Origin of the sequence: Cryobacterium ruanii (assembly GCF_004404055.1) — a bacterium.
In the GTDB taxonomy this organism is placed as follows: domain Bacteria; phylum Actinomycetota; class Actinomycetes; order Actinomycetales; family Microbacteriaceae; genus Cryobacterium; species Cryobacterium ruanii.
In genome coordinates this window covers 118,169-142,291 of sequence record NZ_SOHK01000017.1, presented here as the reverse complement: position 1 = coordinate 142,291, position 24,123 = coordinate 118,169, and the positions used below count along the sequence as shown (strand labels likewise).

The following is a 24,123-nucleotide window of genomic DNA, read 5'->3' as shown; positions in this document are numbered from 1 at the left end:
AAATATGGACAAGGCTCGAATCTCTATCGTTGGCTCTGGCTACATGGGTGGTGGCATGGCTCAAGTCTTCGCGTTAGCCGGCCACAAGGTTCTCTTGGCGGATGTTGATGGAGCAACGTCTATGGCGGGTCGTGAACGTCTGATGGGGGAAGCTTGGAAGTTTCAACAACAGGGGCTCTTCCCTGACGGATCACTCGCGAAACTTGAAGAAAATATAGCTGCGGTATCTTCAATTGAGGATGCCTCGCGGGATGCTGACTACATCGCAGAGGTCGTTCCGGAGAAACTCGACATAAAAACGTCTGTTCTGGCGAGGATTAGCAGCTCTGCCGCGCCCGATTCAATTATCGCAACCAACACTTCTGCTATATCCATATCAACGCTGGCTCAATTCGTCGAAAATCCTCATCGTTTCCTCGGCGTTCACTGGATGAATCCCGCACCTTTCGTGCCTTCAGTCGAGTTGATTCCTTCGGCGCAAACGTCAACAAGCGTTCTAGAGACAGTCGAACTCATCATCAACGACTTGGGCAAAGTGACTACGCGCGTTTCGGATTCAGCAGGATTTGTGTCTAATCGTCTGCAGTTCGCCCTTTTTCGTGAAGCAGCACTAATCGTCGAAGAGGAACTCGCAACTCCAGATGAGATCGACGAAGTCGTTTCTAACTCCTTCGGGTTCCGGCTCCCGTTTTTTGGGCCATTTGCGATTGCTGACATGGCGGGCTTGGACGTGTATGCCGGTGCCTATGAAACCCTTCAGTCCGCTTTCGGAGATCGATTGGCCCCCCCCTCACTCCTCACTGATCTGGTGGCTCAAGGCAAACTCGGGGTCAAAACAGGTGAAGGGTTCAGGAGCTACGACGCTACGGAGGCCGGGGAGCTTGCTGAACGTCGAAACCGTTCCTATGCCGCGTTGTCATCACTGCGCGATGATCTTGACGCCCAAAATGCCAGTTCGACGGGCTCTGCCGGGTAACAAAGAAATGAGCGACGGGCACCGTAAATCGCGGACCTATTGAGGAAAATTGATGAGGACGCCGACGCAACCTCAGGCTGCGCGGAACCGTCCTGGATCGTTAAAAGCGATTTGCCGATCAGAGCATATGGCCTAACGGCTACCGATTGCAGCAGCGGGGACACTGCTGAAAACGGGGCCTAGCGTGCGCCGTATCCCCGGGGGTGGTGAACTCTGCTTGTCCTGCTGGAACTATTTTTGTCTTAGCTTGAAATGCATCTGTTGCGGGCGGGAAAGTGCCCAGTCGTAGCAGGGCCTTCCGAATAAGCTGAAACACACACTGCGGATGGGTGCGGATAGCCGCACAGTCCACGCGAACAGTCAGGCCTTCGAGAAATCGGGGGCCCTGTGTCGTTAACCGGTGCCGACGCGTATGGGGTCGGCGCCGCGGTAATGTGACCTGCCGCGTCGCTGAATGAAACCCAGGCGGGGCAGGCAAGTAGCCTTGCGATGATGCCCCTGGAATCCGCCCGGGCGAGAACGGATCACGATGACGACGGGTGCCTCCCGGCTGAGCATGTTTCGGCCGAGCCGACCGAGCCGGTGGTTTCGGCTGACCTGGATGGTGCCTGCCCTGCTCGGCGGTCTCGCTCTCACAGTGCTCGCGGCGAACGGAGTGAACTCGCTTCCCGCCGTCGAATCCTTCACCCGCAGCTACCCCGGCGTTTCGACCCACCCAGCCGCTACCCCGGTGGGGATACCGGCCTGGCTGGCTTGGCAACACGGCCTCAACGCCTTCTTCATTCTGTTCGTGATTCGCACCGGATGGCAGGTGCGCACGACCCGACCTTCGTCCGTTTTTTGGACGCGCACGAACACGGGGCTGTTTCGCACGAAGAATCCGCCGATTCGCATCACCCTCGATCTGTGGCAGCACATGGTGTTCGATACCCTGTGGCTCGTCAATGGCATCGTGTTCTACGTTCTGCTGTTTTCGACCGGGCAGTGGCTGCGCGTCGTTCCCACCAGTTGGGACGTCTTTCCCAACGCCGTGTCGGCCGGCCTGCAGTATGCCGCGTTGGACTGGCCGACCGACTCCGGCTGGGTGTACTACAACGCACTCCAGCTGCTCAGCTACTTCGTGGTCGTCTTCGTGGCGGCGCCGATCGCGCTCGTGACCGGCCTGCGCATATCACCGGGGTTGTCGGCGCGGTTGCGCCGCTTCGACCACATCTTTCCCTTGCCTTTGGCGCGCAGGCTGCACTTCGCGGTGCTCATCTTCTTCGTCGCGTTCATCGCCGTGCATGTTCTGCTCGTGCTCACGACCGGCGCCCGCGGCAACCTCAACCACATGTATGCCGCACACAACGATGACGGCTGGACCGGCACCTGGATCTTTGTCGGTTCACTGGTGCTCATTGCCGCTGTCTGGGTCGGCGCGCGTCCGGCCGTCGTGCGGGCGCTCGCAGCTCACAGCGGCCGCATCATTCACCGTAAACGCTAGATCACGGCTTCGCCGCGAGGATATCGCGGCTGAGCAGGGCCGCTCCGGCGACCGCCGCGGGCATCACGATGACGGCTGCACCCGGAACCAGGAACAGCAGATAGGTGAGCACCCCGAAACCGAGGCTGCGGGGCCTGCGCGCGCGCAGAATCCGTCGTCGCTGGCTCATCGAGAAGCCGCGGGCGTCGAAGGCGAAGCCGGTGAGTTCGAGTACGAGGACCCAGCCGCCGAATAGCGCGCCGAGAAGGAGCGCGAGCAGCTGGCCCAGCCCGGGAATCAGACCGCACAGCAGCAGCACGAGCGCGACCGCCACCGCCAGGCAGATCAGCCGCAGGGCGTCGGCTACGGAACGCAGAATGCCACGCTTCGCTTCGATCGGCGCCTCGCCGAGGCTGGTCTCGACCGCCCGCCAGATGCGTTCGTAGAAGGGGTCGCCGACCAGCAGCGTCACGGCGACGAAGGTGTAGACCAGCACGAGGATGCCGGCGGCTGTGACGGCCGCGCCCGCCACGACCCGCAGACCGGTGCGCCAGGGCTCGCCCCAGCCGCTCGCGAACGGACTGATGCCGACGGCGATCGCCTCGATGTTGACCAGCAGCAGCACGATACCGGCAACGTAGGCGATGCCCACGATGAACGCCGGCAGGGCGCCGAGCAGCATGAGGCGCGGCGAGGTGATCCACATTTTGAGGCCGCGCCCCAAAAAACCGGCACCGGCGAAGAACTCGCGGGTGCCGGTGGAAGGGATCGAAGACGTCACCCGAAAACCCTAACCCGCCGGCCTGGACGCGCCTACGGGGCCCTGAGCACTCGGGTACCCGCGTCGGTCAGGACATCTGCGAAAAGCCGAGGTTGATCTCGGGAGTTTCCGGGTCGGGCCAACGGCTGGTGACGACCGTGCCGCGGGTGTATGAGCGGATGCTGTCCGGCCCGTAGATATGCGCGTCGCCGAAGAGCGAGTTCTTCCACTTGCCGAAGGAGAACGACCCGACCGGCACCGGAATCGGCACGTTGATACCGACCATTTCGCTGTCGAAGTTCTGCGCCCGGCCGTCAACGACCATCGAAGCGCCGGCTGCTTCAGCGCCGGCCAGGTAGGACGCGACCCGGTCGCGGTGCTCGCCGGTGATGAGCGGGCCCATCTGCGAGGCCGGATCCGTTCCGGGGCCGATGATCAGCTTCTTCATGCGCTTCTCGATAGCGACTGCGTGGTCGTCGGCGATAGCGACGACGACCACGAGTACGCAGACCGCCATGCAACGCTCCCCCGCGGATCCGGAGGCGGCGTTGATGGCGGCATCCGCTGTCATTTCGAGGTCGGCGTCGGGCAGTACGGCCATGTGGTTCTTGGCCCCCCCCGAGCGCTTGCACGCGCTTGCCGTTCGCTGCCTTTCAGCTGGAAGCAGTTCAGGCGGGTGCCGGAATTGGACTGCTTCCGAACTTTCTTGTACACGACCGGCCGGAATTCAAACCGGTATTGCGCGACGGATTTCAGCGCCAGCTGCCGATTTTTTCGGTTGTGCGGGCCGAATTGCTGCGCTCACCCGTGGTCCGCGCCGCGAGATCGCGAGTTGGCCAGCCGCCTTCAGTGACTGACCCGGCCCGCGGTTGCTCGGCCAGCGTGAAATGGCGGCCCGACCTGCTTGACCGGGCCGCCACGTGCATCGAAGGGTTAGCGGCGGCCGACCCCGTCGGGGTCTGCGGCTACGCGATCTGCTGAGGCTGCGGCATCCGCTGCGTCAATGTCGTGCAACGAGAGCCCGCGCGTCTCCTTGAGGGTTAGCACGACGAGTGCCGTCACGAGGCAGGCCCCCGCGAGGTAGATGGCCACCGGCACCGAGGACTCGAAGGTGGAGAGCAGGCTCACGGCGATGATCGGGGCGATAGAGCCCGCGATGACCGAGGTGACCTGGTAGCCGAGTGAGACGCCGGAATAGCGCATGCGGGTGGGGAACATCTCGGCCATGATTGCGGGTTGGCCAGCGTACATGAGGGCGTGGAACAGCAGGCCAATCATGATGGCGACGATGATGATGAAGTCGTTCTCGGTATCCATCATGGGAAAGGCGAAGAAGCCCCAGGTGCCGGCCAGCACGGCGCCGATGAAGTAGACCGGTCGGCGGCCCGCGCGGTCGGAGAGATGGCCGACGAGTGGAATGACGACGAAGTGAACCGCATGGGCGATAAGCAGCAACAGCAGTACGCGCGAGGTGTCCATTTCAACGATGATCTTCAAATAGGTGATCGAGAACACTACGACGAGGTAATAGAGAATGTTCTCGGCGAAGCGCAGACCCATCGCGGTGAACACGCCCCGCGGGTAGCGGCGGAAGACCTCGATGATGCCGTAGCCCTTATTGCCGGCGACGACCTCTTTCTGTGCCTTCAGAAAGATGGGGGCATCGCTGACCTTGGTGCGGATGTAATAGCCGACGAGCACAATGACGGCCGAGAGCCAGAACGCGACGCGCCAGCCCCAGCTAAGGAAGGCCTCGTTGGACATGGTGGAGGCGAGCACGAAGAGTACGCCGGTTGCGAGCAGGTTTCCCATCGGTACGGCGGCCTGGGGCCAGCTGGCCCAAAATCCGCGCGACTCTTCGGGGCTGTGCTCGGCGACGAGCAACACAGCACCGCCCCATTCGCCGCCGACCGCGAAGCCCTGGATGAAGCGCAGGAGCACGAGCAGAACCGGTGCGAGATAACCGATCTGCTGGAACGTGGGCAGGCAGCCCATCAGGAAGGTGGCGACACCGACGAGCACGAGGCTGAACTGGAGTAGGCGTTTGCGGCCGAACTTGTCCCCGAAATGTCCGAAGACGATGCCGCCGATGGGGCGGGCCAGGAATCCGACGGCGTAGGTGGCGAAGGCGGCGATGATGCCCTCGAGTTCGCTGCCGGCATTCGGAAAGAACAGGGTTCCGAAAACCAGGGTAGCCGCCGAGGCGTAAAGAAAGAATTCGTACCATTCGACGACCGTGCCGGCCATGGATGCCGCGACGACCTTCTTCAGCCCCGAGGACTGCACATCGTTTCGAGTGTCGGCTCTGGTCGTGCTCATGAGATTCCTCCGGATGTCGTCATTGACACAACGCACTCGCTCCTTACTTCCCGCAACCGAGTTCGCGCGTCGTCTGGCTAGTATTAGCTTGCGCTTCGCCGTGGTGGCTGTCAAAGTGCGATTCGCACAAAGAGTCCGTGCAGAAATGCACTTGTCGCGCAAGAGGCGAAACGCGGCACCGGTATTCTCGAAGCTACAAGAGTGAGGTGGAGCAACCGTGACGCACGCGCATCCGCTGCACGTCGACCTGGAAGTGGCCTGCCTGTGCTGCCTCGCGCCGCAGCCGTTTCACTTCACCTCGCTGAGCGACCAGGTGGTCTGTGTGCTGTGTGTGCACCATATCGGAGCCGAGAAGAGCGAACGGCGCGACCTTGAACACGTCAGGATGTGGGCCGCGCGGTGCACGGCCAACCAGACCATGCACGACGCTTACATCGCAGAAACGGATGCCCTGCTCGTCGCCCGAGACACCGACCTGACCGACCTGCGCGGCCAGGTCGCCGAGCTCCGTGCCCTGGTCGCCGGCCAGTTCTCGGCCGGGATCGACGGGGTGCGCGGCCTGCTGCAGAACGACCTGATCAAGCGCGCCGAACGCAACACCGAGCTGGCCCGGCGTCAGATCGACTGGGCGATGGCCGGGCTCTGGCGCGTCGCTACGCTGCACCACGATGACCCGGCAGCAAAGTGCTCCTGCGGCCGTACCGCCGGCACCTGCTCGGAGAGCACCGCGATCGACTCGCTTCGGCAGGCGCTCGGAGATTGGGAGAAGAAGAACGTCGCGCTGCTGCAGGGTGGCCGGCGGCACGGGCTGCCGCCCGAGCATCCAGCGGTGCTGGCCCAGCGCATCCGCTGAACTGGTTAGTGCCCGACCGCGACCGGGGCACCGAGCGGCGGGCGACGCGCGACGAATGCGGCCGAAATCGCGAACAGCGAGATGGTGGCGCCGTACAGGGCCAGCATGCTGATGCCGAGCATGGAGATCGAGAGTGTGAAGGTGCGCGAGTTGAACACGCGCGGGTCGAGCAGCGCGCGAGCGGTGCGCTGCAACTGCAGCTGGCGCACCACAAACAGGGCGAAGGCGATCAGGCCGATACCGAGAGACACCCAGCAGGCAGCGGTTGCCCCGCCCGGGTCGCTCAGGCCGTGGACCAAACTGCCAAAGCCTAAAGCCGAGAGAATTAGGAGAGCACGTCGAACGGGATTTTGCGCGGCGTGGTCACGTTCTGGATGCGCGAGGCGCCGAGGATGAGAGCGCCAGTCGACGCTTGAGATAGGGCGCGGTCCTGCTCGTTGGGTGGGTCGACACGGCTTTGGGGGTTCCGGCCGCGACGATGCGCCCGCCGGCATCGCCCCCGCCGGGGCCGAGATCGATCACCCAGTCGGCGGCGGCTACCACGTCCATCTCGTGTTCGACCACGACCACGGTATTTCCGGCATCGACGAGGCGCCCGAGCTGATGCAGGAGCAGGTCCACGTCGGCCGGGTGCAGCCCGGTCGTCGGCTCGTCGAGCAGGTAGAGCGTGTGGCCGCGGCGGGCTCGCTGCAGTTCGGTCGCGAGTTTGATGCGCTGCGCTTCGCCGCCGGAGAGTTCGGTGGCCGGCTGCCCGAGCCGCAGGTAGCCGAGGCCCACTTCACGCAGGGTTTCGAGGCTGCGTGCGGCGACGGTGACGTCGGTGAGAAAGACGAGTGCGGCATCCACCGTGAGGCCGAGTACCTCGGCGATGTTCTTGCCGCGGTAGGTCACCTCGAGGGTGTCGGGGTTGTAGCGCGACCCGCCGCAGTCCGGGCAGGGCGCGTAGCTGCCGGGCAGGAAGAGCAGTCCGACGGCCACGAAGCCTTCGCCGAGGCAGGTCTCGCAACGGCCACCGGCCACATTGAACGAGAACCGGGAAGCGGTGAAGCCGCGCGCCCGGGCCTCGTCGGTGGCGGCAAAGGTGGCCCGCACAGCGTCGAATAGGCCGGTGTAGGTTGCGAGGTTGGAGCGCGGCGTACGGCCGATCGGCTTTTGATCCACCTGCACGAGCCGATCGACGGCCTCAAGCCCGGTCACCGCGCCAACCTTTGGGCGTTCAGCACGCTCAATGTCGGCGTCGGGGTCGCCGAGATCGAGCACCGGAGCATCGTCGGGCTCTGGATGCAGGTGCTGCCCCACGGCCTCGGCGAGCACCTGACTGACCAGGGTGGACTTGCCCGAGCCGCTGACGCCGGTGACCGCCGTCAACACCCCGAGCGGAATCTGCGCGTCGAGACCCTGCAGGTTGTGCCGCGTCACGTCGGTCAGCCCCAACCAGCCAAGCGGATGCCGAAGCTCCCCCCGTGCCACCGGCTCGCGATCCTGCGCGAACAGGTACCGCCGTGTGACGGACGCGTCCACCGCGGCGAGCCCCGCGGTCGGCCCGCTGTAGAGCACCTCGCCGCCGCCCTCGCCGGCTCGGGGGCCGACATCGACGACCCAGTCGGCGCGACCGACGACGTCCATATTGTGTTCGACCACGAAGACCGAGTTGCCCGAGAGCTTGAGCTGCTCGAGCACGAGCAACAGGGGCTCGGCGTCGGCCGGGTGCAGGCCGGCCGAGGGCTCGTCGAGCACGTAGATGACGCCGAACAGTCCGGAGCGGAGCTGGGTGGCGATGCGCAAGCGTTGCATTTCCCCCGGAGAGAGCGTGGGGGTCGACCGGCCCAGGGCCAGATAGCCGAGGCCCAGTTCGAGCAGCACGTCGATGCGGCGCAGTAGGTCGCCGGCCAGGGTGACGGCCACCTCTGAGGACGCAGCATTGCCTGACACGATCGGCCGCAGGATCTCGGCCAGAGCCGTCATCGGCAGGGCATTGAGCGCGGCGATCGATTGCCCGGCCACGGTCACGGCGAGGGCTTCGGGCTTCAGGCCGCTGCCACCGCAGTCCGGACAAGGACCGGTGTCAACGTAACGCAGCACCCGCTGCCGCACGTTGGGGCTTTTGCTGTCGGCCAGGGTGTGGAGCACAAAGCTCTTCGCGCTCCAGAACCGGCCCTGGTAGGGCTTGGCGATGCGGTCGCGTTGCGGCACGACCTCGACCACCGGTTGTTCCTCTGTGAACAGAATCCAGTCGCGGTCGGCGCGGGACAGGTCTTTCCAGGGCACATCGATGTCGTAGCCCAGCACGGCGACGATGTCGCGCAGGTTCTTTCCCTGCCAGGCGCCGGGCCACGCGGTGATCGCGCCGTCACGGATGCTCAGCGTTGCATCGAGCACCATCGACTCCTCGCTGACGGTGTGCGCCAGACCGAGGCCGTGGCAGCGCGGGCACGCACCCATCGCGGTGTTCGGCGAGAAAGAGTCGGATTCGAGGCGACCGGCGGCATCCGTTGGATAGATGCCTGCTCGGGAATACATCATGCGCAGTGAGTTGGAGAGGGTGGTGACCGTGCCGACGCTCGAGCGGGAACTCGGCGTTCCCCGGCGCTGCTGCAGGGCGACTGCCGGCGGCAGCCCGGTGATCTCGTCGACGTGTGGGGTGTGCCCCTGTTGGATGAGCCGGCGGGCGTAGGGGGCGACCGACTCGAAGAAGCGGCGCTGCGCTTCGGCGAAGATGGTGCCGAAGGCGAGTGAGGACTTACCCGACCCCGAGACGCCGGTGAAGGCGACGATGGCGTCTCGGGGCACGTCGACATTCACATTGCGCAGATTGTTTTCGCGGGCACCACGCACGCGAACGAAGCCCTCGGACTGATTTTCGCTAAGCATCCGACTAACAGTAGTGCGGTTGTGTGCCGCTGGGTCAGATCGAGGTGGCATCCTCGACCTGGCCGACGAGCTCTTCGATGATGTCCTCCAGGAACAGCACACCGGTCACGATTCCGTCGGCGTCGAAGGCGGTCGCCACGTGCGCGCCGAGGCGCCGCATAGAGGCGAGCGCGTCTTCCAACTCGCTGTCACACGAAACGGATGCGAGGCGCCGCAGCCGCTTGCCCGGCACCGGCTCAGTGAAGCTGTCGCCGCTGGTGAGATCCATGACGTCTTTCAGGTGCAGATAGCCGCTCGGCTGGTCGGCGCCATCCGTGAGGATATAGCGGGAGAACCCGTGGCGGCCCACGGCACGCTGGATGTCGGCCGGGGAGGCCGTCGATGGCAGGCAGACCATCGATTCGATTGGCACCTGCACGTCGGAGACCTTTTTCGAGGTGAATTCGAACGCAGCGGTGAGCGTGCCGGAGGCATCCTGCAGCATTCCCTCGCGGGTGGACTGCTCGACGATGCTCGCGACCTCGTCGAGGGTGAACGCGCTTGTCGCCTCGTTCTTGGGTTCGACCTTGCACAGTCGCAACACGCCGTTGGCCAGCCAGTTGAGGCTGAAGATGATCGGGTTGAACACGCGGGCCACGAACACGAGCGGCGGCGCCAGAATAAGCGCGGCCTTCTCGGGAACGGAGAACGAGATGTTCTTCGGAATCATCTCGCCGAAGACGACGTGCAGAAAGGTCACCAGGATCAGCGCGAAGCTGAACGCGATCGTGCTGATCATGCCCTCGGAGAGCCCGGTACCCGCGAGCGGGTATTCGAGCAGGCCGTGAATGGCCGGTTCCGAGACGTTCAGAATGAGCAGCGAACACACCGTGATGCCGAGCTGGCTGGTCGCGAGCATCAGGGTGGCATGTTCCATCGCCCAAAGCGTGGTCTTGGCCGCCTTGCTGCCCTGTGCGGCAAGGGGCTCGATCTGGGAGCGCCGGGCGGAGATAACGGCGAACTCGGCGCCCACGAAGAACGCGTTCACCACCAGCAGCACGACGAGCCAGATCAGGCCGGGTAAATAATCACTCATGGATCAGGTCTTTCTGAATCTTGTCGACGATGCGATCGTGCGGGGTGGCGAGGCTCGGATCGGTCACGGGGTCGACGGGCGTATAGCGCACGCGATGCACGCGCATGCCGTCGACGCGGTCGATGCGCAGCACGCCGCCCTCGATGGCGACCTCGTCGCCGAGTTCGGGAATGCGATCGAGCTGGTCGGCGAGGAATCCGCCGACCGTATCGTAGTCACCGTCGTCTGGCACTGTGACGCCGGCGCGGTCGAACAGCTCGTCGGGGCGCCAGGCCGCGTCGAAGACTACTGACCGGCCAGAGCGGATGACGCCGGCCTTGGCGCGGTCGTGTTCGTCTTCCAGTTCACCGACGAGCTCTTCAACCAGGTCTTCGAGGGTGACAATGCCGGCGGTTCCGCCATATTCGTCGGCGACGACGGCAATCTGGAATCCTTGCTGGCGCAGGGCAGCGAGCAGGGAATCCACGCCCATGGTCTCGGGAACGCGCAGCGCCGGAACCTTGAGTTCGTCGGCCGTCACTTCGCCGCGTGCATTGAGTTCCACAGCGAAGGCCTGTTTCACGTGCAACACCCCGACGATGTCGTCCGAGTCCTTGTCGATCACGGGAAAACGTGAGTAACCGGTGTTCGTCGCCAGACGCACAATGGCCTCGGCAGTGTCGCTGATGTGCACAGTGGCCATGCGCACCCGGGGCGTCATGACGTCGGCCGCCGAATGGTCGGAGAATCGCAGGGTGCGGTGCAGCATGGCGGCGTGATCGTCGTCGAGTACTCCCTCGAGGGCCGAGCGGCGCACCAGAAAGCTCAGTTCTTCGGCAGTGCGGGCGCCCGAGAGCTCCTCCTTCGGCTCAATGCCGAACATCCGAATGATGGCGTTTGCCGTGTTGTTGAACAGCAGAATGACGGGTTTGAATACTGTCGTGAACACTGCCTGGGCCGGCACGACGATCTTCGCCGTCGCGAGCGGAACGGCGAGGGCGAAGTTCTTGGGAACGAGCTCGCCGATCACCATGGAGAACAGCGTCGCGAGCGAGATGGCGACGATCGTTCCGACCAGCGGCACAATACCGACGGGCACTCCGGCACTCGTCAACGGTGCGCTGAGCAGGGAGCGGATGGCCGGTTCAAAGGTGAACCCGGTCAGCAGCGTGGTCAGGGTGATACCCAGCTGCGCGCTCGACAGGTGCGTTGAGGTGATCTTGAGAGCCTTGATGGTCGGACCGAGGCGCTTCTCGCCGCGGTCACGTCGAACCTCGAGGTCATTGCGATCGAGCGTCACGAGCGAAAACTCGGAGGCTACGAAAATTCCCGTTCCAACGGTGAGAAAGAGTCCTACGCCCACCATGATCCACTCAAACATGTTGTGGCCCTCTCAGATCGAAAGGCATGTCGGTGGTGGCGGGCGAGGGTTTATGCGATGGAGGGTCGTCCATTATGCTCTCAGGCTATCGGCGGATGCTGGCAAACCGCCGGTTTGCTCGATTCCACTACGGGGCAGCTGGCTCCGCGACCTCCTCGGTCCTCTCGCACAGCACTACCTTCATGATCATGCCGGTGGCCGTGCGCGGCAGGGTGTCGACGAAGGTCACATAATCGGGCACCTTGAACGCCGCGATCAGGCAGTCAGGTCAATCACGCGGGACTCCTTGACCGAACAGTTCTAGCGAAGTACGGGTCTAGTGGAAGGCGCTGACCCCGGTCAGGTCGCGGCCGATGAGCAGCGACTGGATGCTCTCGGTCCCCTCATAGGTGTGGATGGATTCAATGTCAGCGAGGTGCCGGATAACGTGGTTCTCGAGCAGGATGCCATTGCCGCCAAGCATGTCGCGGGCGAGTGAGGCGAGAGAGCGCGCCGCACGGGTGTTGTGAAACTTGGCGAGGCTGGCCTGGATAGGTCGCAGCGTGCCGGCGGCATCGAGCTCGGCCAGGCGCATGCAGTGCAGCTGCATCGAGGTCAGCTCGGACAGCATGAGGGTGAGCCGCTCCTGCACGATCTGGAATCCGGCGATCGGCTTGCCGAACTGCACGCGCTGCTGGGCATAGTTGAGGGCGGCCTCGAAGACCGCTGTGGCGTGTCCGAGCGCGGACCAGGCCACTCCGAGCCGGGTGGCGAACAGCACGACCGCGGTGTCCTTGAAAGTGTGCGTGCCGGGCAGTACGGCATCGAGCGGAATGCGCACGTCGGTGAGGGTGATGCGGGCCTGATGCACCGCACGGAGCGAGCCCTTGCCGAGCATCGTTTCACCATGGTAACCGGGCAGGGACTGGTCGACCAGGAAGCCGCGCACGTTGCCGTCGTCGTCGCGGGCCCAGACCACGGTCACATCGCCTACCGAACCGTTGCCGATCCACTTCTTTACGCCGTTGATGACCCATTCGTCGCCGTCACGGTGCGCGGTGGTTTCGAGGGCCACAGAATCCGAGCCGTGGTCCGGTTCGGTCAGGGCGAAGGCGCCGAGCTTCTCGGCGCGCGCCAGCGGAACCAGCCAGGTCGCCTTCTGCTCGTCGCTGCCGAACATAGCAATGCTGCGCAGAGCAAGCCCGCCCTGCACGGCCACGACAGTGCCCATCGAGCCGTCGCCGCGGGAGATCTCCATGTTGACGAGCCCGGCGGCGAGCGGGGACATCGGGGTCAGCCCCGGGCCCGTGACACCGTCCGTGAGCAGGTCGAGCTCGCCCAACCGGCGGGCCAGGTGCAACGGATACTCTGCCTTGTCCCAGGCCTCGCTCAGCTCGTCGAGCGTCTCCACCGCAAAGGTACGTGCCCGGCTCCAGAACGCCCGATCCGCGGCTGGAACATTGGCGAAAATGCCGTAATAGTCAGTGTCGAGCGGGGCGGAGACATCGTAATCGGGCATCAGTGCCTTTCGCGTTCGCGGTATGACTACAGTCCTATCTGACACCGTGTCTCACGTCAAGTGATACTTGGTGTCATAATGCTGCGGAGCGGAGCCTCTTCTCAATCACTCGGGCAACATCTTCTGGCAGTGCCGAGACGGGAAAAACCGCGATGAGGAGGTCGCGGGCGGGCGCTTCCACGGCCTCGCGACGCGCAGCTACGGGCGTAAAGCGGGCGCGCACCCTGAGCAGTTCGACGCTGAGGTCGGCCGAATCGGGCATCCGCTCTGCGTCGACGGCGCGAATCATGCGGCGCAGCTCGAAATTGTGGGTGGCGGTCACTGCGGCTGCGAATTGAATCGCGACCACCGGGTCGACAGCCCGCAGGGTGCGCCGCAGATACGCCGAGAAAGTCTTTTCGTAGCGGGACACCATCACGGTTTCACGGTCACGCAAAACGGATGTCTGGCGCACGAGAAGGTCGCGCACCCGCACGATTTCCAGGCGCTCCCGAAACCGCTCGAACACGAGCGTGGCTGCCTCGCAGACGGCCAGCCAGGGGTCGTCGTGTTCGGCGGCGAAATAATCGCAGATCTGCTCGAGCAGCTCTTCGTGGTCGGCGAAGATCACGTCGTCTTTCGACCGAAACTGACGAAAGAAGGTGCTACGGGAAACCCCCGCGGCCGAGGCGATCTGCGCGGTGCTCGTGGCCTCGTAGCCCTGGGCCTGGAACAAGCTGACAGCGATGTCGGCGACGGCGACTCGGCTGCGGGCATCCGCTTGCCGAGCAGCCGGGGGAAGGATGACATCGGGGCGGTCGAAGGGGGCAGACGGATCAGACATGGTCTGGCGAAATTAGCACGGAACAGGGGACGGCCGTCGTGGGTGCCCGGAAAAAGTGGTGCGGGCCCCGACCGCGGCGGACGGCGGATGGAGCGACCGGCGAATTCCCAAGGTTTCCATAAGGCCCACATCGCACTCTTACAGCATTCGCTCACCCTGAAGAGATCGGTGCGTCATGAGCAGGTTCGAAGGCAAAGGAATCGTCAGCAGCAGCAGCAGCAGCAGCAACAGCAGCACAACCGGAATGCGAGGTAGTCCACCTCCCCAGGACCATGGAAGACCACGAAGGGTCTTCGGAAAGCCCATGCGTATACTCGCGGCCGGCATGGCCGCCGTTCTCTGCGCCGGACTGGGCCTGTCGGCCGCGCTTCCGGCCCAGGCCGCGGTTGCCCCCGTCGGCCAGGGGTTCGCCGTCACGGCCTCCGATCTCGCCTACATCCTCAAACAGATCAAGATCGCGGAAGCCCACGTTGCCAACACCACCTCGGCAACCGGCCCCTGCGGCGCCCTGGTCGGAACCGGCCCCAACCAAATCTCCAGCCCGCTGCTCTCGCTCGGACTGCGTACAGTTGACGGTTCCTGCAACAACCTGCAGCCCGGCCAGGACCAGTTCGGTGCTGCCGACCAGGTGTTCCCTCGTCTGGCCAAGCCGGTTTTCTCCTCAGCGGATGTCACTCCCTCCGGCTTCGGACCACCGAACCCGACCTCCTATGCACAGAAAAAAGGCCTCGTCTTCGACTCTGAGCCGCGCACGGTGAGCAACCTGATCGTCGACCAGACCTCCACCAACCCGGCCGCCATCGCTGCCGCGGGCAACCCGGTGCGCACCCAGGGCAACGAGGGCGTTGTGGCCTGCACGACCGACCCAAGCCCGTCCGTGCCCTTTGGCGTTCCGGCCGGCTGTATTCCGTCGAACGAGACGCTGTTCATGCCGAACGTGACGACCGACGTCGGCTTGTCGCCGCCCTACAACTCCCTGTTCACCCTGTTCGGCCAGTTCTTCGACCACGGCGTCGACCAGACAGTCAAGGGCGGCGGCACGGTTTTCGTACCCCTTAAAGTGGACGACCCGCTGCGCGTTTCCGGACCTGACGGGATCGTCGGTAACGGCGATGAGGTACCCTCCAGCCAGGCCTTCATGGTGCTGACCCGCGGGCAGAACCAGCCCGGCCCCGACGGCGTCACCGGCGACGACCCGGCAACGGCGACCGACGAGAGCGCCGACGATGTGCAGGATGCCCTCAACACGGACTCGCCCTGGGTCGACCAGAGCCAGACCTACACTTCTCACGCCTCGCACCAGGTCTTCGTGCGCGAGTATGTGACCGAGGGCGGGCGCCCGGTTGCCACCGGCAAGCTCCTCGGTGGACCGGCCGGGCCGACCGCTGGCGGCATGGCCACCTGGGCCACCACCAAAGCCCAGGCCGCGAGCGTGCTCGGACTGCTGCTGGCCGACAAGGATGTGCTCAACGTTCCGATGCTCGCAGCTGATGCCTACGGCAAGTTCATCCCCGGACCGCTGCGCGGAATGCCGCAGTACGTCACCCCGACCGGCCTGGTCGAGGGTGATACCGCCAACCCCGTACCCGTACCGGGCAACGTGATGTACTTCAAAACTCCGTTCCTGACCGACATCGCGCACAACGCGGAGCCGAAGGCCGGACTGACCCCGGATGCCAACAGCACGGCATCCGCTGATTTCGCCAGCCAGCCAGCCGGAACCTACGACGATGAGATGCTCGATGCACACTTCATCGCGGGAGACGGTCGCGTCAACGAGAACATCGGCCTGACCGCCATCCACCAGGTGTTCCACTCGGAGCACGACCGCCTGATCGGTGACATCGAGAACACCCTGACCAACGACACCTCAGCCAGGGGCGTTGCCGCTCTGGCCGAGTGGAAGCTGGCCAGCGGGGCTGGCGGCTGGAACGGCGACCGCCTGTTTCAGGCTGCCCGCTTCGTCAACGAGATGGAATACCAGCACCTCGTGTTCGAGGAATTCGCGCGCAAGGTGCAGCCCGGTATCAACCCGTTCGAACCATTCGCCTTCACCCAGACCGAGATCAACCCGGCGGTCAAAGCGGAGTTCGCGCACGCCGTATACCGTTTTGGGCACTCCATGCTGACCGAGACAATCTCGCGTCGCAACGAGGACAAGCCGGGAGTAGACGGACTGTTCGGCACGAGTGATGACGTTCTGGGTAGCCAGAACGACATTTCTTTGCTCGAAGGGTTCCTCAACCCGCCCGCCTATACCAACGGTGGACCGGAGGGGCAGCTGACCTCCGAGGAGGCGGCCGGCAGCGTTATCATGGGCATGAGCGACCAGGTCGGTAACGAACTCGACGAGTTCGTCACTGACACCCTGCGCAACAACCTCCTGGGACTGCCGCTCGACCTGGCCGCGATCAACATGACTCGCGCGCGTTCGGAAGGCGTACCGCGGTTGAACCCGTTCCGTCGCGAGCTGTTCAATAAGACCAACGACGGGGCGCTCAGGCCGTACAGGAACTGGATCGACTTCGGTGAGAACCTCAAGCACCCGGAATCGCTGATCAACTTCGTGGCTGCCTATGGTCAGTTCCCGACCATCACCGGCGCGACTACGCTCGACGGCAAGCGCGACGCCGCACGACTGATCGTCAGCCCTGACGCCCTGGCCGGAGAAGTGTCTCCGGACGGCGCCATGGAATTCATGAACAGCACGGGAGTGTGGGCCAACTCGGGCACGCAGTCGATCACCGGTCTCGACGATGTCGACCTCTGGGTCGGCGGCCTGGCTGAGATGACGACCCCGTTCGGTGGCCTGCTCGGCACGACGTTCAACTACGTGTTCGAGAACCAGATGACCGACCTGCAAAACGGTGACCGTCTGTACTATCTCGCCCGCACGCCCGGCATGAACCTCCGCACCCAGCTGGAGGGCAACTCCTTTGCCGAGCTCATGATGCGCAACACCACGGCGCACACCCTCAAGGCCGACCCCTTCGCCACGGCCGACTGCAAGTTCGAGCTCAAAAACCTGGCTGGAACCGTCGCCGACTTCGAGGCTTCGGGCAACATCGTCGCCAACGATCCGCAATCTGAGTGTGATGAGACGGCGCTCCTGATTCGCATGCCGGATGGCACGATCAAGTACCGTGCCCGCAATACGGTCGACCCTGCCGGCATCAACGGCCAGGCCGTCTACAACGGCACGGGCCAGGTGGACCGGATATACGGTGGCAACGACAACGACACCTTCTGGGGTGGCCTCGGCAACGACGTCATCGAGGGCGGCGGCGGTGCCGATGTGGCTCTCGGCGGTGAAGGCAACGACATCATTACCGACCTCGCCGGAGACGATGTGCCCAAGGGCGGTCCTGGCAACGACGCGATCGATGCCGGCCCCGGACTCGACATCATTATGGGCGGCGAAGGCAAGGACTTTACGAACGGTGGAGCAAACGCCAACGAAACCTTCGGCGGTGCCGGTGACGACTTCATCATGCTCGGTGAAAGCCTCGATGCAGCCTTCGGAGACGGTGGCGACGACTGGGAAGAGGGTGGCAACCAGCCAGACCTCATGATCGGAGACAGCAGCAACCTGTTCTTCCTGGACGACTCACAGAAGCCCGGAAACGACTTCATGATAGGCCAGGGCGGCGACGACGACTACGACATGGAGGGCGGCGACGACATTGGTGTCGGTGGCCCCGGCATTGAAAAGGTCGCCGGCGGTTCCGGCTACGACTGGACGATCGGTCAGGGTGACCCTCAGGCGCAGGACGCCGATTTGGCCCTTCCAATCCCGCCGCTCAACATTCTGCAGGTCGGTGTGCGCGACAAGTTCAACGAAGTCGAGGCACTTTCCGGCTGGAAGCTGAATGACATCCTCCGCGGTGACGACGTTGTTCCCAGCGCCGTCGGTGGTGGTGGTTTCATCGGCTGCGACGTCTGGGACCAGGCTGGAGTAGACCGCATCGCGGGCCTCGACGCGCTGATTCCGGAATTCACGACCACGCTGGCATCCGTTGTCGCGGTGTCGGCACAGGGGGATTGCCCGATCCTGACCGGCCCGAACGTCTGGGGCGCCGGCAACGTGCTTCTCGGCGGCGCGGGCAGCGACCTGATCGAGGGACGAGGCGCCGACGACATCATCGACGGTGACGCGTACCTCAGCCTTCGCCTGAGCGTTCGGACCAACCCGAGCGACCCGGCGACGGAGATCGGCAGTGCCAGCATCACCGGCACGAACCAGAGTGCAATGGCCAGCCAGTACCTTTCTGACGGCGCTGGTGGACTCTCCGGTCCGACCCTGCAGGAAGCTGTATTTGCCGGCACGGTCGACCCGGGTGACATCGTTGCGGTACGCGAGATCCTGCAGGGATCTGGCGGCACCGACTCCGCTGTGTTCACCAACGCGGAAGCCGATTACACCGTCACGACGGTGCCTGTTGGTGCGGCCGTCGGTTCGCCGGGCTCGACCACAACGGTGGTCGACAACGTCGGCACCAATGGCACCGACACCTTGCGGAACATCGAACGACTGGTGTTCTCCGACACCGTGGCTCCGAGCGTTCCCATCATCGGCACTGCTACTGCCGGTAACGCGCAGGCGACCGTGAACTGGACCCCGGCAGCTGGCGGCATCGCCACCAGCTTCTCGGTGAAGGTACTGGATGCCGCTGGTGCGCAGGTAGGCGTTGTCCAGACGGCAGGGGCAGGCGCGACCAGCCTGGTCGTGACCGGTCTGACCAACGGAACCACGTATCAGTTCCAGGTGTCCGCCACGAACGCGGAGGGAACGAGTCTGTTCTCGGCTTCGTCCAACGCGGTCACGCCGGTAGCGCCGGTTGTGCAGGTGGTGCCGGGAGCTCCAACGATAGGCACCTCAGTCGCCGGTGACGCCCAGGTCACCGTGAACTGGCTGGCGCCGGGAGCGGTCACCAACGCTCCGCCGGTCACCGGCTACGTCGTTCGTACCTTCACCGGGGCGGGCACCACGCCGACGGGCACCACGACGGTGGCCGATGTCACCAGCGCGGTGGTCGGGTCGCTCACGAATGGAACCGGGTACACCTTTGATGTCGCCGCGATCAACGCGGTCGGCACCGGAGCTGCCTCAGGTCGTTCGGTGGCAGTCACACCGACCGCACCGGTTGTGCAAGTGGTAGCTGGTGCTCCGACGATCGGAACCTCGATCGCTGGTAACGCCTCGGTGACGGTGAATTGGACGCCCCCGGCGCCGGTGGCTAACGCCGCGCCGATCACCGGCTACCGGGTTCGCACTTTCATTGGAGCGAGCACGACGGCAACCGGCACCACGACGGTGGGCAACGTCACCAGCACGGTGATCGGGTCGCTGACGAACAGAACCGGGTACACCTTCGACGTCGCCGCGATCAACGCGGTCGGCACCGGCGCGGTCTCGGCCCGGTCGGTGGCGGTCACGCCGCGCACGGAGTTCGTGGTGCCGACGGTGACGGCGCGCACCCCGGCATCGGGTGCTCGTTCGGTCAGCCAGACCGGCAACGTGACGGCGACGTTCAGTGAGCCGGTCACCGGGGTCAGCGGCACGACGTTCGTGCTTCGGCTGGGTACCACGGCGATCCCCGCAGTGGTGTCGTACAACGCCACGACGCGAGTCGCGACGCTGAACCCGAGCGTGACCCTGCTCGCCGACCGCACCTACACGGCCACCCTCTCGGGCATCCGTGATGTGGCGGGCAACCTGATGGTGGCCAGTTCCTGGTCGTTCATCACCGGTCCGGCACCGACGATCACCTCGAGGACTCCCGCATCGGGAGCGATCGGAGTGGCGCGGAATGCCAACGTGCTCGCGACCTTCAGTGAAGACATCACCGGAGTCAGCGCGACCACGGTTCAGATCACGCGGGTCTCCACCGGTGCGGTCGTCACCTCGGTGGCGGCGTACAACGCCACCACCAACGTGTTGACCATCAACCCGTCGGTGACCTTGAGTTCGAACGTTCAGTACCGGGTGACTGTCACCGGCGGCAACACGAGTGTTCGAGATCTGGTCGGCAACCCGCTGGTGACGAGCACCTGGACGTTCACGACCGGAACCCTGCTCTAAGGGATACCTGATTCGCTCCACCCGGCCGGCGACTGGTTTCCAGTCGCCGGCCGGTCCCCATCGTCAAAGTCGGTACAACGCCGTTGAACAACACAATCTAACAGCACAAGCCTTGAGGAGAAGTCATGACATCACGCAGAGAAGTCCTGCAGTTGGGGGCCTTCGGCGCGCTTGGCATCGTTGGGATGAGTGGAAGCGATGACGCGCCGGTCGCCACCGCCCCGCTCATGACGAAAAGCCTGCTCGCACCTGCGAACATGCCGGTGCCCTACACCGGCGTGTTCCGTCGTCCCCCCGAATTATTGCCGTACCAGACAGGCTTCGATGATGGCGACCCGTCGCGCCCCTTTGCCCGTTACGCCCTCACCCAGAAGCTCGGTCAGGCCCAGTTCGTTCCCGGACTGTCTACGACGGTCGCCGGCTACAACGGGATTTTTCCCGGCCCGACCATTCGGCTGAGCCAAGGCACCCGGAGCGAGGTGCGCATTCGCAACGCCCTGTCAACCAGCGGTCTGCTACACCCGAGTGCGTTCAACACCGTCACACACCTGCACGGCTCAGCGTCATTGCCGCAGTACGACGGCTACGCAAACGACTTCACCGCCGTCGGCAAGGTCAAGAACTATCAGTACCCCAACTGGCAGTCGGCGCGCACGCTGTGGTACCACGACCACAACATGCACCAGACCGCGCAGAATGTGTACGCGGGGTTGGCTGGCATCTATGCCCTGCACGACCCGTTCGAACTGGCGCAGCTGCCCCAGGGCGAATTCGACGTGCCGCTCATGATCTCCGATGCCATGTTCAAAGCCGACGGCTCGCTCGGCTACAACGACAACGACCACAAAGGGGTGTGGGGTGACATCATCATGGTCAACGGTGTGCCGTGGCCCACGATGAAGGTTAAGCCCCGCATTTACCGGTTTCGAGTGTTGATCGCCTCAGTCGGACGATCCTACCGGCCGACCCTCTCGACCGGTGAGCCGATTTACATCGTCGGCACCGACGGCGGCATGGCGCCCACCGTTCAGTCGGTGAGATCGTGGCGTCAGGGCACGGCCGAACGCTACGAGATTCTGATCGACTTTCGCAGGTACAAGCCGGGGCAAACGGTCGAGCTGCGCAACCTCAGCAACAAGAACAACGTGGACTTCGCCAACACCGGCAAAATCATGAAATTCGAGGTCGTAACCGACTCCGGTTCAAACGCCGGTTCTATCTCGGCCATCCCCACCTCACTCGATGATGGCGGCGCGATCCATTCCGCTTTGGGCGGCCTGACCACCATGAGCCTTACCCCCGACATGGCCAAGGTGAAGCGGAGAATGGTGGTGGAGCGCGGGAACGGCCTGTGGAAAATCAACGGCACGACCTGGGCCGATGTGGAGCAGTCGAATTTCACCAAGCTGTTCGGCAATCCTCAGCCCTACGACGTGGAGCAGTGGACCATCACCAACGCCTCGGGTGGCTGGTTCCACCCGGTACATATCCACCTGGTGGACGGCAAGATCATCGGTCGTAATATCAACGGAGGCAAACCGTTTGCCTGGGAAAACGGTCCCAAGGACGTCTTCTATGTCGGTGAGAATGAATCCGTCACGGTGCTGATGCAGTTCGATACCGGGAGGGAGGCCGGCGGTCGCTACATGATTCACTGTCACAATCTCTCGCACGAGGACCATGACATGATGATTCAGTTTGCCGTGGGCGATTACCGGGTGAACGATCCGATCAAATCCGACCCCGCCGTGATCGACACCCAGCCGGCGGACTTCTACCCCCCGGCGTACCTGCCGGGCCCGCCGACCGGTACCTGATGTTTCATGCCAACCGCCCAGCGGCGGGGCCGACTGCTGACTAGCGCGCTCGAACGGGAACAAATCGATCCAGCGTCGCCATGATCGAGGTGCCACCGCCCATCCAGGAGCGAACCTCCAGGGAGCCTCCGGCGACCTCGATGGTGTCGCGCATGATGCGCAGGCCCAAGTGATTATCGGGCGCATCCGCGGACACGTCGAAGCCGCATCCGTTGTCGTGAATGAGCATTATGGTGCGGTCGTCATCCTGAATCAGGGTGAGCTCGAGAACGCCGGCCCTGGCGTGTTTCATGGTGTTGGCGAGCACCTCACGGGCTACCCGGTAGAACATCGCGGCACGGTCACGGTCGAGCTCGCAGTTGGCCGGAATATGAAGCTTGACTTCGATGCCGTGCTCGACGAGCGGTGCGGTCAGGCGGGTCAGCGCGGCGGGCAGGCCGAGCTCCTCGAGATCGGGAGGATACAGCTCGGTGGTCATGGCACGCAGGGTTTGCACGTTCTTCTGCAGGATGGCTTTGGCTTGGCCGAACAGTGCCCGGTTCTCTGGCGTGGAGTGCCGTTCTTCGGCTTCGAGGGCATAAGAGAGCCCAGCGAGATCCTGGATGACGTCGTCGTGCAGGTCGCGTGCGATGCGTTGGCGCTCCAGGTCGGACGCGTCGATGGCGTGTTGCAGCAGTTGGCGCTTGGTTGATTGGTGGTTTTGGATGCGCCGGGCCAGCCGTACCGCTGGAAACAGCTGGGCCAGTTGCAGGGCGCCCAGGGAAAGCAGGAACGCGGGGATGAGGCCGACCACGAGAGCATTCTGTTCGTCACGCACGGCGTCGTCATTAAAATAGGCCTCGAAGATGAGGGGGTCCCCACTCAGCGAGGTGGCACGAACGTACACCTCGACCAACTCGCCGGCCTCGGTCTCGTTTTCGTCACCCGGATCGCTCTGTACCCCCAGGCTCGCTCGCCCTTTACCGCCGGCGAGCAACTCGGGCGTCCAAGTCGGAAGTTTGAAGACCTGACCGATCAGCGCGGGGAGATCGGAGTAGACGATGCGGCCCGCCGGATTCCACACCTTAACTCGCACGATCGATCCGTCCGACATGCGGGGCGCCAACCGTTCATCGAGCCGCCGAGTCGAGCCGGGGTCACCCGCGAGGACAGCATCAGAAAGGAGCGGTCCGACGGAGTAGTCCGCGAGGCGTTGGGCGTGCTGGATGGCATTGTCCATAGCGTTACGCTCGGACATTTCGCGCACCCAGAGCGCTGCCGGCACGGCTACAAAAAACATGGCCAGAACGCCCACGGCGAGAAAACGGCTCACCGCCGCGCGCACTTCGGAGCGTTCGGTCGACCGGGCGCGGTCGCTGCTGCTGGCTCGAGGCTGCGCCGGTGACCACTTAGGCATGCTGGGCTGGCACCAGACCGAGTCGGGTCGCAATCACCACTGCTTCGAGCTGCGAGTGCGCCCCGAGCTTGCCGAGGATGGACTTCACGTAGCCGCGACAGGTGTTCTCCGAAATGCCCAGAGTCTTGGCGTTGGCCCGCACGTCCGAACCCTCGCCCATGAGGCGGAGCACCGCCAGCTCACGTTTCGTAAGGTCGGGAAACGGGATCTCCTCGTTGTGCTGCCGCCGCCGGGCACTCAGCAGGCTCACGAGCGACGGATGCACGATGAGGCCGCCGATGCGCGCGTGACGCAGGGTCTCGAGCACCGTCGTGAGGGAGCCGTCCTTCGGCAGGAATGCACAGACCCCAATTGCTGCGGCCTGTTCGAGGGCTTCCAGCGCAGGGTCACCAGTGAGAATGACAATACGGGTGAGCGGCGCGCGGGCCAGGATCGCAGTGGCCGCGACGAGGCCGCTGCCGTCGGGCAGGTGATAGTCCATGACGACGACGTCGGGTAATAACTCCAAACAGGCGGCAATGCCGCTGGCCACGCTGTTCGCCGAGCCGACGCTGCACAGGTCAGGTTCACGATTGAGAGAACCAGTGAGCAGTTCGGCGAAGGTGGTGTGATCGTCGACGATGAGAATGCGAATCTGCGCTGCCGTTGTGGCTCCCGCCACGGATGCGGTCGCCATCGTTCTCCGCACGCTGGGTTCTAGGGGGGACACCTGCGCGGTCATTTTCGGCAACCTCTCTGCTCGTTTGGGTGCCTTGATATTGGTGAACACGGCATTAACCCAGCTAACGACATCAGTATCAGTACAAGATGAGTTTCTGTCGAGTGCTGTAT

The 24,123-nt window shown here is 64.0% G+C and carries 16 protein-coding genes and 1 pseudogene; 5 read left to right on the top strand and 12 right to left on the bottom strand.

The genetic code is table 11. The features are described from left to right. Positions 1-4: 4 nt before the first annotated feature. Together E3T47_RS12160 and E3T47_RS12155 are read left to right on the top strand one after the other, a co-directional pair. Positions 5-976: a 3-hydroxyacyl-CoA dehydrogenase family protein gene (locus tag E3T47_RS12160; protein ID WP_134556326.1), complete on the top strand. Its 972-nt coding sequence runs from the start codon at positions 5-7 to the stop codon at positions 974-976. Positions 977-1,505: 529 nt separating this feature from the next. Then, entirely contained in the window at positions 1,506-2,459 is a 954-nt protein-coding gene (locus E3T47_RS12155; RefSeq protein WP_241982238.1) for a cytochrome b/b6 domain-containing protein, read from the top strand. A gap of 1 nt (position 2,460) precedes the next feature. Here the strand turns inward: E3T47_RS12155 and E3T47_RS12150 are convergent, their stop codons facing one another. The 3 genes and pseudogenes from E3T47_RS12150 to E3T47_RS12135 form a co-directional block, all read right to left on the bottom strand. Next, positions 2,461-3,219, bottom strand: coding sequence for an EI24 domain-containing protein (locus E3T47_RS12150; protein ID WP_198416632.1), 759 nt, complete (start codon positions 3,217-3,219; stop codon positions 2,461-2,463). Positions 3,220-3,286: 67 nt separating this feature from the next. Further along, a pseudogene (locus E3T47_RS12145) lies at positions 3,287-3,848 on the bottom strand (aldehyde dehydrogenase family protein); the annotation flags it as partial. A 283-nt stretch (positions 3,849-4,131) separates the two neighbouring features. Further along, complete coding sequence (locus E3T47_RS12135; protein ID WP_134556324.1) at positions 4,132-5,517, bottom strand: MFS transporter; 1,386 nt, start codon at positions 5,515-5,517, stop codon at positions 4,132-4,134. Positions 5,518-5,734: 217 nt separating this feature from the next. Between E3T47_RS12135 and E3T47_RS12130 the strand changes: the two genes are divergently transcribed. Further along, a complete protein-coding gene (locus E3T47_RS12130; RefSeq protein ID WP_134556323.1) occupies positions 5,735-6,370 on the top strand; it encodes a hypothetical protein in 636 nt (211 codons plus the stop codon). A 5-nt stretch (positions 6,371-6,375) separates the two neighbouring features. Here E3T47_RS12130 and E3T47_RS12125 read toward each other — a convergent pair whose 3' ends face one another. The 7 genes from E3T47_RS12125 to E3T47_RS12100 all read right to left on the bottom strand — a co-directional run bounded on the left by E3T47_RS12125 (position 6,376) and on the right by E3T47_RS12100 (position 13,997). Further along, entirely contained in the window at positions 6,376-6,669 is a 294-nt protein-coding gene (locus tag E3T47_RS12125) for a hypothetical protein (RefSeq protein WP_134556322.1), read from the bottom strand. A 64-nt stretch (positions 6,670-6,733) separates the two neighbouring features. Next, positions 6,734-9,241 carry an excinuclease ABC subunit UvrA gene (locus tag E3T47_RS12120; protein ID WP_241982236.1) on the bottom strand — a complete coding sequence of 836 codons (2,508 nt, stop codon included), beginning with the start codon at positions 9,239-9,241 and terminating at the stop codon, positions 6,734-6,736. A gap of 34 nt (positions 9,242-9,275) precedes the next feature. Next, positions 9,276-10,316, bottom strand: a complete 1,041-nt coding sequence (locus E3T47_RS12115; protein ID WP_134556320.1) for a hemolysin family protein — start codon at positions 10,314-10,316, stop codon at positions 9,276-9,278. Beyond that, positions 10,309-11,676 (bottom strand): hemolysin family protein, encoded by a 1,368-nt coding sequence (locus E3T47_RS12110; protein WP_134556319.1) that lies wholly within the window; start codon positions 11,674-11,676, stop codon positions 10,309-10,311. Before E3T47_RS12110 ends, E3T47_RS12115 begins: the two co-directional genes overlap by 8 nt. A 127-nt stretch (positions 11,677-11,803) precedes the next feature. Beyond that, entirely contained in the window at positions 11,804-11,917 is a 114-nt protein-coding gene (locus E3T47_RS16580; protein ID WP_166805715.1) for a long-chain fatty acid--CoA ligase, read from the bottom strand. 75 nt (positions 11,918-11,992) lie between these two features. Next, the gene (locus E3T47_RS12105; RefSeq protein WP_134556318.1) at positions 11,993-13,174 is read right to left on the bottom strand and encodes an acyl-CoA dehydrogenase family protein; all 1,182 of its coding nucleotides are present in this window, start codon (positions 13,172-13,174) and stop codon (positions 11,993-11,995) included. 73 nt (positions 13,175-13,247) lie between these two features. Continuing rightward, positions 13,248-13,997: a TetR/AcrR family transcriptional regulator gene (locus E3T47_RS12100; RefSeq protein WP_134556317.1), complete on the bottom strand. Its 750-nt coding sequence runs from the start codon at positions 13,995-13,997 to the stop codon at positions 13,248-13,250. A gap of 304 nt (positions 13,998-14,301) precedes the next feature. Between E3T47_RS12100 and E3T47_RS12095 the strand changes: the two genes are divergently transcribed. Further along, the gene (locus E3T47_RS12095; RefSeq protein WP_166805714.1) at positions 14,302-20,079 is read left to right on the top strand and encodes a peroxidase family protein; all 5,778 of its coding nucleotides are present in this window, start codon (positions 14,302-14,304) and stop codon (positions 20,077-20,079) included. A 125-nt stretch (positions 20,080-20,204) separates the two neighbouring features. Further along, entirely contained in the window at positions 20,205-21,896 is a 1,692-nt protein-coding gene (locus E3T47_RS12090) for a multicopper oxidase family protein (protein ID WP_134556315.1), read from the top strand. 40 nt (positions 21,897-21,936) lie between these two features. On the opposite strand, the gene E3T47_RS12085 is transcribed toward E3T47_RS12090, so the two are convergent. Both E3T47_RS12085 and E3T47_RS12080 read right to left on the bottom strand, forming a co-directional pair. Then, positions 21,937-23,292 (bottom strand): sensor histidine kinase, encoded by a 1,356-nt coding sequence (locus E3T47_RS12085; protein ID WP_134556314.1) that lies wholly within the window; start codon positions 23,290-23,292, stop codon positions 21,937-21,939. Next, positions 23,285-23,968 carry a response regulator transcription factor gene (locus E3T47_RS12080; RefSeq protein ID WP_241982234.1) on the bottom strand — a complete coding sequence of 228 codons (684 nt, stop codon included), beginning with the start codon at positions 23,966-23,968 and terminating at the stop codon, positions 23,285-23,287. Before E3T47_RS12080 ends, E3T47_RS12085 begins: the two co-directional genes overlap by 8 nt. Between the last annotated feature and the right edge of the window lie 155 nt (positions 23,969-24,123).

Coding starts and splice junctions, on each gene's coding strand:
- E3T47_RS12120 (WP_241982236.1), bottom strand. CDS start 9,241: ATGCTTAGCGAAAATCAGTCCGAGGGCTTCGTTCGCGTGCGTGGTGCC.
- E3T47_RS12110 (WP_134556319.1), bottom strand. CDS start 11,676: ATGTTTGAGTGGATCATGGTGGGCGTAGGACTCTTTCTCACCGTTGGA.
- E3T47_RS12115 (WP_134556320.1), bottom strand. CDS start 10,316: ATGAGTGATTATTTACCCGGCCTGATCTGGCTCGTCGTGCTGCTGGTG.
- E3T47_RS12100 (WP_134556317.1), bottom strand. CDS start 13,997: ATGTCTGATCCGTCTGCCCCCTTCGACCGCCCCGATGTCATCCTTCCC.
- E3T47_RS12105 (WP_134556318.1), bottom strand. CDS start 13,174: ATGCCCGATTACGATGTCTCCGCCCCGCTCGACACTGACTATTACGGC.
- E3T47_RS12095 (WP_166805714.1), top strand. CDS start 14,302: ATGCGTATACTCGCGGCCGGCATGGCCGCCGTTCTCTGCGCCGGACTG.
- E3T47_RS12135 (WP_134556324.1), bottom strand. CDS start 5,517: ATGAGCACGACCAGAGCCGACACTCGAAACGATGTGCAGTCCTCGGGG.
- E3T47_RS12085 (WP_134556314.1), bottom strand. CDS start 23,292: ATGCCTAAGTGGTCACCGGCGCAGCCTCGAGCCAGCAGCAGCGACCGC.
- E3T47_RS12155 (WP_241982238.1), top strand. CDS start 1,506: ATGACGACGGGTGCCTCCCGGCTGAGCATGTTTCGGCCGAGCCGACCG.
- E3T47_RS12090 (WP_134556315.1), top strand. CDS start 20,205: ATGACATCACGCAGAGAAGTCCTGCAGTTGGGGGCCTTCGGCGCGCTT.
- E3T47_RS12160 (WP_134556326.1), top strand. CDS start 5: ATGGACAAGGCTCGAATCTCTATCGTTGGCTCTGGCTACATGGGTGGT.
- E3T47_RS12080 (WP_241982234.1), bottom strand. CDS start 23,968: ATGGCGACCGCATCCGTGGCGGGAGCCACAACGGCAGCGCAGATTCGC.